This window comes from Sorangium sp. So ce1335, assembly GCF_051521615.1.
In the GTDB taxonomy this organism is placed as follows: Bacteria; Myxococcota_A; Polyangia; order Polyangiales; family Polyangiaceae; genus Sorangium.
Genome location: NZ_CP150363.1, coordinates 10,539,351 through 10,551,994, shown reverse-complemented (window position 1 = coordinate 10,551,994; position 12,644 = coordinate 10,539,351). Strand labels below are relative to the sequence as shown.

Here is a 12,644-nt window from a genome sequence, read left to right as displayed (position 1 = left end):
CGGCGAGCGTATCGGCGGCGCTCGACGCCCGCGGTCACCCCGCGAGCAGCTGCGTCACCCAGACCCGCCCGCTCGCGTCGCGCACGACCGCCACCCCGGTCCGCCCGTAGCGCCGGTCGAGCAGGTTGCCCCGGTGCGACGGGCTCGCCCAGATCGCGCGGTGCGCGCCCTCGGTCGTGCTCGAGCTGGCCACGTTCTCTCCCGCGATCGTCGCCTTGTACCCGACCGCCTTGAGGCGCACCGCCGGGTCGCCCGAGCCGACGTCGTGGCCCACCATCTTCGCCTTGATCATCGCCTCCGAGTGCGCCCGCGCCAGCGCGGCGAGCGCCGGGTCGCGCGCGAGCGCCGGCAGGCCCTCCGAGGCGCGCGCCGCGTTCATCATCCGCAGCATCGCGTCCTCGTCGTCCTTCGCCCCCTTCGCGGCCTCCTCGCCCGGCGCCGTCGCGCGGACGAAGCGGCCGGGCGGCGCGCTCCCCGCGAAGATCATCGCCTCGAGCACCGGCCTCGGCCCGGTCGACACCGTGGCCAGCACCTGCACGAGCCAGCTCCCGGGCTGGTCGACAGCGAAGCTCGAGCGGAGCCGCGCGCCTGACAGCGAGCTCAGCACCGTCTTCGGCGCGCCCCGCGGCCCGAGGAGCACCACCTTCACCGCGGTCGCGGGGACCCGCATCGTCCCCTCGAGCGTCACCCACTGCCCCACCCGCGCCTTCGTCGGCAGCGGCGACAGGTCCGCGAGCGCGTCCACCCCGACGGCGGCGACGATCACCGTCCCGTCCGGCTTCTTCGCCTGGGCCACCCCACATCGCCGCACCCCGAGGGTCGTCCACCCCGACAGCCACCCGTCGAGCCGCGTCCCGATCTCCGCCGGATCGAGCCCCCGGCCGGAGATCGACCAGCCCCTCGGCCAGGCCTGCGGCGCGCCCGCGGCGCGCAGGGTGAAGGCGAGCTCGTCCGGGGGCATGAAGTCGCCTCCCTGGAGCTGCCGCTCGACGTTGCGCCGGGCGACGGCGGCGAGCGCCGCGTCCGCGCTCCCGCAGCGCGCCGCGAGCGCCGCCATCTCCGGCGCGCTCGCGGCGAGCGGCTGCGGCGAGCGCGTCGTCGCCTCCCAGGTGAGCGCCGGCGGATCCGCTGCCGCCGCCCAGGCGAAGGTGAGCGCCGCGCCGAACATCCCCGTGGCCCACCACGACCGCATGCGCCTCGGCTAGCAGGTTTCCCGCCCCGGCGCCCGTCGCCGGCCCGCCGTCGCCCGGCGCCCGTCGCCGCGCGCGCGATGTGCGCCTCCCCGCATCTCCGCGCCCCGGAGAAAGCCGCGCGGTCCTCCGGTCCGCCCGTGCTACCGTGGCTGTCGCGCAGGATGGCTGAGGTCTCCAGGGCCGCGAAGGTCGGCGTGATGACGATCGTGCTCGCAGGCGCGGCCTACGGCGGCTACCGCTTCGTCTCGCGCGACGTGGGCGGCGGTAACGGCTACCGCGTCTGGGCCACGCTGCCGGACGCCATCGGCGTGTCCCCGCAGTCGCGGGTGATGATCTCGGGCATCCAGGTCGGCGTCGTCGACAAGATCTCGCTCTACAACGGCCAGGCGCGCATCGACATCAAGATGAGCCCCGACGTCCCGCTCTACGAGGACGCGGCCATCGGCAAGCGCGCCACGAGCCTCATCGGCGAGTCGTTCGTCGTTCTCTCGCCCGGCACCGAGGGCAAGCCGCGCATCCCCGACGAGGGGAGGATCCTGTTCTACATCGACGAGCCGACGATCCAGTCGATGCAGGCGCAGGTCTCCGAGATCCTGAAGGACGTCAAGACGGTCACCGAGACCCTGAAGAACACCGTCGGCTCCGAGAGCGGCCAGGAGCGGCTCGCGCAGATCCTCGACAACCTCGCGGACGTCACCGAGCAGATGAACGCCACCGTCCGCGAGAACCGCGCCGGCGTCACGCAGACGATCAACAACATCAACCAGATCACGGGCGAGTCGGGCCCGCGCCTGCGCGAGATCCTGCGCAACGTCGAGCAGGTGAGCCGCGACATCCGCACGATGACGGCCGCGGCCGAGGTGCCCGGCCGGGACGGCCAGCCCGGCGAGCTGCGCGCCGCCGCGGAGCGCGTGGGGCGCGCGACCGAGAGCCTCGAGTCGGCGCTGAAGCACGTGGACAGCGTCGCCGCGCGCATCGACCGCGGGGAGGGGACGCTCGGCCGCATCACCAAGGACGAGACGCTGATCAACGAGGTCGAGACGGTCGTCGAGGACGTCGGAGAGCTCGTCGGCGGGATCAGCCGGTTCCAGACCGTCGTCGGGCTGCGGACCGACTACAACTTCCTGGCGAACACCATCAAGAGCTACGTCGAGCTCAGGCTCCAGCCGACGGAGGACAAGTACTACGTCGTCGAGCTGGTGAACGACCCGCGCGGCAAGACGGACTTCCAGCAGATCGACGTCGACACGACGAACCCGAACGACCCGGCGCACTACCGGGAGGTCCGCACGATCACGACGAACGCCTTCCGCTTCTCGTTCCAGTTCGCGAAGCGGCTCGGCCCGTTCACGGGCCGCTTTGGCATCAAGGAGTCGACGGGCGGCCTCGGCCTCGACCTTCACCTGCTCGACGACCGCTTCGAGCTCCGGCAGGACCTCTTCGGCTTCGGCGAGGAGCTGTCGCCGCGCTGGCGCGTCGCGCTCGCGTACGAGTTCATCCGCAAGCTGTGGCTGCTCGGCGGCATGGACGACATCCTGAACACCGATCGGCGGGATTACTTCATCGGGCTGCAGCTCCGGTTCAACGACGCCGACCTGAAGACGGTCCTGCCCTTCGCCCCGTCGAGCTTCTGACCGCGCTCCGCGCCGCGCCGGCGGTTCACCCGGGCGCTTGTGCTATAGCGCGGTCATGAAGCGCTCGCTTCTTGGCGGGGTGCGTCGGGGGTACGCGCTCTTGATTCCTTTCCTCGCGATCGCCGCGGCGGCGGGGGTCGCTGCCTGCCAGGGGTGCAAGGTCCCCGAGACGGGCGCCGTGAGCGCGGACGCGGACACGGAGGTGGCCGTGAGCGCGCCGACGGTGCGGCTCTACGTGCTCAGCACCGTGGCCGGCGCGCTGGAGCCGTGCGGGTGCACGAAGGATCAGCTCGGGGGCATCGATCACCTCGCCGCCCTCATCGAGGGCCAGCGCGACGAGGCGCCGAACCGGCTCGTCGTCGGCGCGGGGCCGCTGCTCTTCACGGACCCCGAGGTGAAGCCGGAGCGCTCGTCGCAGGACGCCTGGAAGGCCGAGGCGATGGCGCTCGCGGCGAAGGAGATCGGGCTGGCCGCGTGGGCGCCCGGCGAGAACGACTGGGCGCTCGGCGCGGACAAGCTGGCGGGATACCAGGAGCAGGCCGGGGCGGCGGCGCTCGCCAGGAACCTCGAGGGCGCGAAGGGCGTGAAGGGCGTCGTGGTGCGCGACGTCGGCGGCGTGAAGGTGGGCCTCGTCGGCGTGAGCGACCCGAAGGGCCGCACCGGCGCCTACCCCGAGGGCGTGAAGGCCGGCCCGGCGATCGAGGCGGTGAAGGCGGGCATCGAGGAGGCGAAGAAGCAGGGCGCGCGGGTGTTCGTCGGGCTCGCGGCCTTGCCGAGGGGCGAGGCGCTGCGGATCGCGGACGGCGTGCCCGAGCTGCACGTGCTGGTGCTGGGCAAGCCCAGCGAGCGCGGGGACGGCAACGACGGCCAGAAGCCGCCCGTGATGATCGGAGCGACGCTCGTGGTGGAGGCGCCGAACCACCTGCAGTCCGTGGCGGTCGTGGATCTCTTCGTCCGCGGCGGCGGCGACGGCCCGCTCGTGTTCGCCGACGCGGGCGGCGTCGCGAAGGCCGAGGAGCTCATCAGCCTGTCGGCGCGGATCCGGGAGCTCGAGATCCGCCTCAACGGCTGGGAGGGCGACAAGCGCGTCTCGGCGAAGGACGTCGCCGATCGCAAGGCCGATCTGGAGAAGCTCCGGGCCGAGAAGGCGAAGCTGGAGGCGGCGGAGACGAAGGTGACCGGCAGCTTCTTCCGCTACAACCTCGTGGAGGTGCGCGAGAAGCTCGGCGCCGACAAGGACGTCGCCGGGCAGCTCCTCGCCTATTACAAGCGGGTCAACGCCCACAACAAGGAGGCCTTCGCGGACCGCGTCCCCGAGCCTCCGGCGAAGGGCCAGGCGAGCTACATCGGCATCGACGCCTGCACGAACTGCCACGACGAGGAGCGCAAGGTCTTCGACGGCACCGCGCACGCGCGGGCTTACGCGACGCTGCAGCAGGACTTCAAGGAGTACAACCTGGACTGCGTGAGCTGCCACGTGACCGGCTACGGCAAGCCGGGCGGCTCCACGGTGACGCACAACGCGTCGCTGCAGAACGTGCAGTGCGAGGAGTGTCACGGCCCGGGCTCGCTGCACGCGCAGGATCCGGAGAAGAAGGGGCTCATCGTGCTCTCGCCCCCGCCCGACAGCTGCGTCTCCCAGTGTCACCACCCGCCGCACGTGGAGGGGTTCGAGCCGATGGCCAAGATGCAGCTCATCCTCGGGCCCGGGCACGGCAGGGACTGACGCACGACGGGCCGCGCCGCGGCCGCCCCGCGGGCCAAGGCGCCGCGGGGCGCCGGGCGGGCTGCACCATTTCCGCGGCGTATCGATCGCGCTACGGAAGGCGCCCGTGACGAACGTCCACGCCGTCGTCTCCCGCCTGGGCCCGGCCGAGAGCGCGATCCTCGCGGAGCTCGCCGCGGGCGCGCCGCCGTTCGCGGTGCACCGCCGCGCCGCGCTGAGCGCGACGCTTCGCTACCTGGAGGGCGGCAGCGGCCCGCCGGTGGTCCTGCTGCACGGCCGCGGGAACGCCGCGACGACGTGGTTCCCGCTGCTCCCGGAGCTCGCGCGCCGCCACCGCGTCATCGCCGTGGATCTGCCGGGGTTCGGCCACGCATCGTCGCCCCCGTTCGAGGGCGGCGGGTTCGAGGAGGGCCTCCGCTTCTTCACCGATCCGGTCGAGGAGCTCCTCCTCGAGCTGGAGCTCGGCGATGCCGCGCTCGTCGGCCACTCCCTCGGCGCGCTCGTCGCGGCGGAGATCGCGCTCCGCAGGCGCGCGCGCCCGCGGAAGCTCGCCCTCATCGGCGCGATGGGCGTCGGCGCCGTCATGACCGCGCGCAGCCGCGCCTACTTCCGCGCCCCGCCGGAGCGCCTTGTGCGGCTGCTCGGCGCCGCGCGCTTCCACCGCATCCACCCGCCGCCGCCCACCCCGATCGGCGCGCGCCTCGCCGCCCTGCACGGCGAGCTCTACGCCGTGCCCGACGGCCGGATCGCGCCCGTGGCCGCGTTCAACGCGCTGTTCCCCGCCTTCGGTCCCGTCCCGAACCGCCTCTCGCGGCTCGGCGAGATCGACGCCGAGACGCTCGTGCTCTGGGGCGAGCGCGACGACGTCTTCCCGGCGCCGATCGGCATCGCCGCGGCCGCCGCGATCCCCCGCGCCACGCTGCGGGTCCTGCCGCTCGGGCACGCGCCCCACCTGGAGGACCCGGCGCTCGTCCTCCCGGAGCTCACGGCCTTCCTCTCGCCGCCCACAGCCCCCTAGGTCCACGCACCCGGAGTCCGGCCAGGGATCCGGTGCGGGAGCGTTCTCGACCGGCGCGTGAAATTTCGGGTGGGGCTCGCGCGAACTGTCAGGGTTCCCCATGATTCCAGCCACCACGCCGCGGTCTCCCCTGGCGCCCGACGGGCTGCCGGCGGCGTCGCTCGTGACGGCGGCGCTCGACGAGACCGCCGCCCTGCGGCCGGTGGTCCGGGCGGCGATCGCCTGCGTGCTCGGTGAGCGGGCCGATCACCCCGACGTCGAGGACTGCACGCACGAGGCGCTCGCCCGGGCGCTCGAGGGGCGGAGCCGCCTCCGCGACGGCGAGCCGCTGCGCCCGTGGGTGCTCGGGATCGCGCGCCACGTGGCGCTGGACGTGCTGCGCCGGCGCCGGCGCACCCGGCGCGCCGAGGCGCCGCCGGCGGAGGACGCGGAGGAGCCGGGCGCGCTCCTCGAGTCGGTGGAGGACCCAGCGCCCGGTCCGGAGGAGCGCGCCGCCCAGACCGAGCACGCCCGCCGGATCGACCTCGCCCTGCAGCAGCTGCCGGAGCCGCAGCGCCGCGCGCTCCTGGCCTTCCATGTCGAAGGGCTCAACTACCAGCAGATATCGCGCCGGCTCGGCATCCCCCTCGGGACGGTGGCGACCTGGATCGCGCGGGGCAGGCGCTGCCTGGCCGAGGCGCTCGGAGAGTGATCGATGCAGGAAGACGACAAGCTATCGCCGGAGCTCGTCTGGCAAGCAGACGGCCACCTCACCGAGATCGCGCTGACGGCCCTCGGCGACGGGGAGGACGCCATCCTGCCGGACGGCGCGGCCGCGCACGTCGCGCGCTGCCCCAGCTGCTCCACGGCGCTCGGCCGGACGGCGCTCCTGTCGCTCCGCGCGGGCGAGGTGATGCGCGCGCAGCCGGCCTCGAGCTGCGCGGGCGAGCCCGCCCCGGCGCGCGTCCCGCTGCCGATCTCCGCGATCGCCTTTGCCCTGGCGCTCTCGGCGCTCGGCGCGGCGCCGTCGCTCGTGTCCGGCGCGGGCGGCCTGCGGGAGCGCTGGGCGGCGCTCTGGCACGCCTGCTCGGTCGTGGTGCGGACCGGCTGGGCGGTCGCCGGGAGCGGGGCGCTGTCCGGATGGCTCACCGCGCTGCCGTGGATCTCGGCGGCGCTCCTCGTCGTCGTGGGGGTCGGTGTCGCGTGGACGAGGGGAAAGCAGCTCTCGTTGAACGGAGGGATGTGATGCGGATCATCTCGACTCGTCTCTTCTGCGCCTCGCGGCTCGGCGCCGCTGCGCTGGGCGCCGCGATCGGGATCTCGGTCAGCGGCGCGGCCACGGCGGAGATCACCCGCAAGGGATCCTGGCCAGAGGTCGCGCCGAAGGTGAGCCTCGAGGTGCGCGGAGAGCCGCGCAACGAGGCGCTCAGGCGCGTCGCGCGCGAGGCCGGGTGGAGCCTTGTGCTCAACGTCCCGCCCGGCGATGTCGTCGAGCTCCACGTCAAGAACCAGCCGGCGGACAAGGTGCTCGAGCTCCTGCTCGCCGACGGCAGCTACGTGGCGACCCGGGACGGCGACCTGATCGCGATCGCCCCGGCCGCGGCCGCGCCCCGGCCTGCCGACGCGTCGCCGGCTCCGCCCGAGCCGCCGGCGTTGCCTGCGCTACCCGAGCCGCCGGCGTTGCCTGCGCTACCCGAGCCGCCGGCGCCGCCCGAGCCGCCCGGGGCGCGCGCGCCCGCCGAGTCCTCCGACGACGCGGAGGACGAGGACCATGACGCCGACGACGCGCGGCCCTCGTCGCGCGGCCGAGATCGGTTCGTGACCGGCGGGAGCCTCCGCGTCGAGCGGGGCGAGGTCGTCCACGACGTGTCGGTGATCGGCGGCTCGCTGGACGTGTGGGGCACGGTCACGGGGGACATCGACGTGATGGGCGGCTCCACGCACATCCACGACGGCGCGCGCGTGCGCGGCGACGTGTCGACGGTGGGCGGCCCCCTGACGGTGGCCGACGGGGCGCGCATCGACGGCGACGTCGACGTCGTCGGCGGCCCGCTCCGCCGGGGCGCGCGCGCGCGTATCAAGGGCGACGTGAACAACGAGGTCAGCCCGATCGGCGGCGACGGGGCGAGCGCGAAGGGCGCGTCGACGCTCGCGCGCCAGGCCGGCAACGCGGTGACGCGCACGGCGCTCCTGTTCGCCTTCGGCGCGGTGATGCTGGCGCTCTGGCCGCGGCGCATGGAGGCGCTCAAGGTGGAGATCGCCGCGAGGCCCATGCGGTCGTTCGCGCTCGGCGTGGTGGGCGTCCTCGGCGCCCTCGCGCTCTCCGTCGCCCTCTGCGTGACGCTGATCGGCATCCCGTTCGCGGTGATCGGCCTGCTGCTCGCCGTCATCGCCGTGGTCGCGGGCGGCTGCGCGGTCCTGGAGACGGCCGGGGCGGGGCTCTTCGGTCACCGGACGAGGAACCCCTACGTCCACCTCGCGATCGGCTGCCTCGGCCTGCTGGTCGTCGGCGCGATCCCCTATGTCGGCGGCGCGATCTGCGCGGCCGTCGCGCTGATCGGCGCCGGCGCGCTCGTCGCCACCCGGCTCGCGGGCCTCATCCGCCCGAAGCCGCGGGGCGACGCGGCGGCGGGGCCGTACCGCACGGCGCCCTGACCGCGCTGCACGGCGCGTTGCGCGGGCTCATCGCGCTGACGCCGCCTCGTTCGACGGCGCCGCCCCGCTGGACAAGCGGCCGCAGGGCGGCTCAGTGAACGCCGCCGACGAGCCACGCCTGCGCCGGGACGAGCACCTCTTCCGGTGATCCTCCTCCCTGCGACGCGGGGCCTGTCGAGTTGCCGTCGCCCGTCATGCGGAACCCGTGGTCGCCGAACACGAGCAGCAGGGTCCGCGGCGGCAGGCTCTCCATGAACCGCGCCACGACGTCGGCGACCTCCTCCGCGATGGTCTCGAGCCGCTCGGCGAACGGCGGCCCCGCGGCGCGCAGCCGCGCCTCGACGAGGTCGAGCTTCATCAGCTCGCGCGACCCGACCCGCTCGCGCCGAAGCGTCGCCACGGCGCGCCCGCGGGCGATCGCGGGCTCCGGCTCGCTCGGGGGCATCGCCTCGCGGAGCCCGTCCGGGCCGCGGGCGAGCAGCGAGATCTGCGCCGTCGTCGTGGGCGGCAGCGCCGCCCACAGGATCGAGCGCTCCACCAGGATGGCCCGATCCATCATGATCTCCTTGAGGTGCGCGGCCACCCGCTCGCCGAGGTCGAAGCGCATCGCGTCCACGAGCAGGAGCTTCACCCCGCGCGCCCCGTTGAGGCGGGCGAGGCGCGCGGCGATGTCCGGTGCGTCGAACACCATGGGCGGCCGCTTGCCGGTCACGCGCAGCGCCGAGAACGCCTCCCGGTAGCTGTGCTCGAAGCTGGTCCTCCAGCCGTCGACGACGCCGCGCACGGCGGCGTCCGTCTCGCCCGCGAGCGTCGCGCCGAGCAGCGGCGTGTAGTGGGTCGCGAAGAGCTGCTCGATCACCCGGACCGGCTTCGGGCCGCGGGCGTTGTCGAGCTCGACGGCGAGCGCGCGCCACTCGGCCGCGCTGAGGATCCGGTTGCGCGGCGCCTTCCGCTCCCTCCGCGTCGGCGGGAGCGCCTCGTTGTCCGCGGGGGCGGCCTCTGCGGGCGGCGCGACGGGCGCGGCCTCGTGCGCGGCGCGCGGCGGTCGGAGCGTCGCTCCCGCGCTGCGATCCTCGTGGGGCGCGGCGGCGTCCGCGCTGGCTGCGGCCGTCGCGCGCGCCTCGTGTGCGGTGGGCGGCGTGCCGGCGCCCGGCGCCGCGCCAGCGCCCGGCCCCGCGCCGGGGGCTCTCCCGGCGGCGGAGATGCCCGCTGGCGCATCCGGGCGGCGGATCTTCGAGGAGCGGGGAGGCAGCACGCCGCGCGGCCTCCCATCGGTGCGCCCTTCCGCGGCGGCGGGCGCCGACGGCGCCTCGGGCGCGCTCGCTTCCACCGGGGGGGCCTCTTCCGGCGCCGCGGCGCCCGACGGCACCATCCTGACGGGGCGCTCCGGCTCCCGCGTGGCGACGGGCTCCCGCGCGGCCGCGGGCTCTCGTGCGGCCGCGGGCTCTCGCGCGGCGAGGCTGAGCACCTGCCCGCGCGGCGAGCCGGCGCCGTGCCCCTCGGGGGTGTGCCGCTCGACGAGCTCCGCGAGGGGCACCGGCGCGAGCACCCTGGCGGACCGGTCGGCCTCGTCGAACACGAGGGCGACCGGCGCCTCGCGCGCCGCGCCGAGCCAGGCGAGCAGCGTCGCGCTGTCCTCCGGGTGGAGCGTGCCCGTCGCCCCGCCCGCGAGCCGCGGCAGGGCCACGGCGAGCCCCGCGGCGCCGAGCGCCCTGGCGCGGAAGACCTGGTCCGCGATCACCGCCTCGAGCGCGGCGCCGGCCTCGACCCGCGGCGGCAGCGCGCCGCGCAGGGCCAGCGCGAGCTCCACGGCCTCGTCGAGGGTCGCGCGGAGCTGCCCGTCCGGCGCCGCCGGGGCGCTCGCCCACAGGAAGCGGCGCCCGCGGAGCTCGCGCTCCGAGTCGGCGCCCTGCCCGCTCGGTGCGAAGCGGGCCAGGCCGGAGGGGGGCACAGCGGGGGGCGGCGGTCGGCCCTCCTCGGAGGCGGCGTCGAGGCGGGAGACAGGATCGAGGCGCATCGCGCGGCAACCTCGCAGAACTCGCGAAAACGGGCGAATTTTCGGCGAGCGAGCGCGCCTCCACCACGCCCACCCCGCGCGCCCGCCCGCGGGCCGCCGCCGGGCTCAGCCGGACTCGCGCGCGGTCTCGGCCATGAGCGCGAGCAGCGCGCAGGCGATGGCGAACCGGGCGTCGATGCGCCCCTGGCTCATCGACAGGTCGAGCGTGAACTCCTTCACGAAGAACCGGAACACCTGGGTGATCCTCGCGACCTCCTGCCCGTGGAGCTCGATGTGCCACTTGCCGATCAGGAGCGGGAACACGCGCCGGAGCATCGCCGCGCCGTCCTCTTGCATCAGCCCGACCGGCTGATCGGACGGATCGAGGATGTCCCAGGTGTCGCGGACGATCGACTTGAGCCCGCGCGAGCGGATGGTCCCGACCCGCTCGCCTGTGCGCGCGTCGAAGACGTCCAGACACCGGTTCAGGGCCACGACCTGCCGTGAGCGGATCGTGAACAGCGGCTGTGACTCCGACTCATCGGCGAAGAGCGTGAACTCCGGACGGAGCTTGAGCAGCGGGTGCTTGACGAAGCACACGAGGCTACCGTCGGGCGCGAAGACGTGGAATCTGCGGCCGAGGAACGACCAGAAAGGCCGCTTGATGGTGTAGGTGGTGTGCGCGAACGGTTGAACCGCGAGGCCGCCGTACGCCGCCCGGGCCATGGGGGTGCCAGTCTGCATCGGCGCCGAGTAGGCCGGAGCTGCGCGCACCGGTCAAGCCGGGTCTACCGCGCGCGCGGGGGCTCGTCGCCGGCGCTGCTCGCCGCCATCGCCTTCACGAGCTCTGGCTTGACGACCTTGCCCATCGCGTTGCGCGGCAGGCTCCCCACGACGACGGACTCACGCGGGACCTTGTAAGGCGCGAGCCGCTCCTTGGCCCAGGCGCGGAGCGGCCCTGTCGCGCACTCCGCCGCTCGCCCCGGCGCGGGGACGACGACCGCGACGACGCGCTCGCCCCAGGCCTCGTCCGGGACGCCGATCACCGCGACCTCCGCGATCGCGCCGTGCTCCCGCAGCGCCTCCTCGATCTCGAGGGCGGACAGCTTGTACCCGCCGCTCTTGAGGATATCGACCGACGTCCGCCCGAGGAGCCGGAAGCACCCGTCGCTGGAGCGCTCCGCGACGTCGCCGCTCCGGAACCAGCCGTCCTGGAACGCCGCGGCGGTGGCGTCCTCGCGTCCCAGGTACCCTTTGAACACGCTCGGCCCGCGGATCCAGAGCTCGCCCCGCGCGACGACGGCGCCGCCGCCGTCGGGCTGCGCCGGCGGCCCGCCCGGCGCGTCGCCCGGCGCCCACGCCGACGCGTTGCCCGCGTCGTCCGTGATGCGGGCCTCGACGGTCGGCAGCGGGAAGCCGACCCAGCCCGCCCGCCGCCCGCCCGGATCGAGCGGGTTGCTCATGCCCACGCCGATCTCGGTCATCCCGAATCGCTCGAGCGGGATCGTGCCGGTGAGGTCGCGCCACCGCTCGGCGAGCGTCACCGGCAGCGCCGCCGAGCCGCTCGTGGCGAGCCGCAGCGCCCGCGCCCCCGCGGCGAAGCCCGGCGCTCCGCCGCGGTCCACGTGCTCGAAGAGCCGCTGGTACATGGTCGGCACGGCCATGATCGCCGTGGCCGAGCGGCGCGCGATCTCGGCGGCGACGCGCTGGGCGTCGAAGCGCGGCAGCATCCGCGTCGCGCTGCCCGCGAGCAGCGACGTCATGAGCGCGATGACGACGCCGTGGAGGTGGTGCAGCGGCAGCGCGTGCAGCAGCACATCTTGCTCGGAGAACCCCCAGGCCGCGCCGAGGAGCTCCGCCTGCACGGCGAGGTTCCGGTGCGTGAGCAGCGCCCCCTTCGGCTTGCCGGTCGTGCCGCTCGTGTAGAGCAGCAGCGCCGCGTCGTCCGCGGCGATGTCGGCGATCGACGACGCCGGCCCCGGCGCGGCGCGCTCGACGTCCTCCACGCGGAGCACGGCGCGGCCCTCGGCGATCGGGGCGACCAGGGCGGCGAGCTCGTCCCCGACGAGGATCCGCCGGACGCCGGCGTCGTCCGCGAGCCACGCGAGCTCTGCCGGCGGGTACAGCGGCGAGAGCGGCAGCGCGATCCCGCCGGCGAGGACGACGCCGAGGAAGGCCGAGACCCACGCCGCGCCGGGCGGCGCGAGGAGCAGGATCCGCTCCCCACCGAGGGAGCGCGGGCTCGCGTCCACGTCGCGCGGCGCGGACGCGAGCAGCGCGCCGCGCACGCGGAGCGCGCGGTCCATGAGCTCCGCGAAGGTGGTCCGCCCCCCGTCGTCCTCGACGGCGGTCCGGGCGGACGATCCGAGCTGAGCGAGCCGTTCTGTGAGCGGGGAGGCCATCGCGCCAACTCTCGCACGGCAAAGGTGCGCGCAGCCAGGCC

General features: G+C 75.0%; 10 protein-coding genes. 6 read left to right on the top strand and 4 right to left on the bottom strand.

Annotated features, from left to right (window positions below; genetic code table 11):
* Window positions 1–34: 34 nt before the first annotated feature.
* A complete protein-coding gene (locus tag WMF24_RS39450) occupies window positions 35–1,192 on the bottom strand; it encodes a CAP domain-containing protein (RefSeq protein ID WP_437732614.1) in 1,158 nt (385 codons plus the stop codon).
* 162 nt (window positions 1,193–1,354) lie between these two features.
* Between WMF24_RS39450 and WMF24_RS39445 the strand changes: the two genes are divergently transcribed.
* The 6 genes from WMF24_RS39445 (at window position 1,355) to WMF24_RS39420 (ending at window position 8,205) form a co-directional block, all read left to right on the top strand.
* Window positions 1,355–2,827 carry an MlaD family protein gene (locus WMF24_RS39445; protein ID WP_437732613.1) on the top strand — a complete coding sequence of 491 codons (1,473 nt, stop codon included), beginning with the start codon at window positions 1,355–1,357 and terminating at the stop codon, window positions 2,825–2,827.
* Between the two features lie 55 nt (window positions 2,828–2,882).
* Window positions 2,883–4,553, top strand: coding sequence for a multiheme c-type cytochrome (locus WMF24_RS39440; protein WP_437732612.1), 1,671 nt, complete (start codon window positions 2,883–2,885; stop codon window positions 4,551–4,553).
* Between the two features lie 106 nt (window positions 4,554–4,659).
* Complete coding sequence (locus tag WMF24_RS39435; protein WP_437732611.1) at window positions 4,660–5,571, top strand: alpha/beta fold hydrolase; 912 nt, start codon at window positions 4,660–4,662, stop codon at window positions 5,569–5,571.
* Window positions 5,572–5,671: 100 nt separating this feature from the next.
* A complete protein-coding gene (locus WMF24_RS39430; protein ID WP_437732610.1) occupies window positions 5,672–6,262 on the top strand; it encodes an RNA polymerase sigma factor in 591 nt (196 codons plus the stop codon).
* A 3-nt stretch (window positions 6,263–6,265) separates the two neighbouring features.
* Complete coding sequence (locus WMF24_RS39425) at window positions 6,266–6,796, top strand: hypothetical protein (protein ID WP_437732609.1); 531 nt, start codon at window positions 6,266–6,268, stop codon at window positions 6,794–6,796.
* The gene (locus tag WMF24_RS39420) at window positions 6,796–8,205 is read left to right on the top strand and encodes a hypothetical protein (protein ID WP_437732608.1); all 1,410 of its coding nucleotides are present in this window, start codon (window positions 6,796–6,798) and stop codon (window positions 8,203–8,205) included. Before WMF24_RS39425 ends, WMF24_RS39420 begins: the two co-directional genes overlap by 1 nt.
* A gap of 91 nt (window positions 8,206–8,296) precedes the next feature.
* Here WMF24_RS39420 and WMF24_RS39415 read toward each other — a convergent pair whose 3' ends face one another.
* The 3 genes from WMF24_RS39415 to WMF24_RS39405 all read right to left on the bottom strand — a co-directional run bounded on the left by WMF24_RS39415 (window position 8,297) and on the right by WMF24_RS39405 (window position 12,603).
* Entirely contained in the window at window positions 8,297–10,222 is a 1,926-nt protein-coding gene (locus WMF24_RS39415) for a hypothetical protein (RefSeq protein ID WP_437732607.1), read from the bottom strand.
* Between the two features lie 105 nt (window positions 10,223–10,327).
* Window positions 10,328–10,945, bottom strand: a complete 618-nt coding sequence (locus tag WMF24_RS39410) for a hypothetical protein (protein ID WP_437732606.1) — start codon at window positions 10,943–10,945, stop codon at window positions 10,328–10,330.
* Between the two features lie 44 nt (window positions 10,946–10,989).
* On the bottom strand, window positions 10,990–12,603 hold the full coding sequence (locus WMF24_RS39405; protein WP_437732605.1) for an AMP-binding protein: 1,614 nt from the start codon (window positions 12,601–12,603) through the stop codon (window positions 10,990–10,992).
* Window positions 12,604–12,644 lie beyond the last annotated feature (41 nt).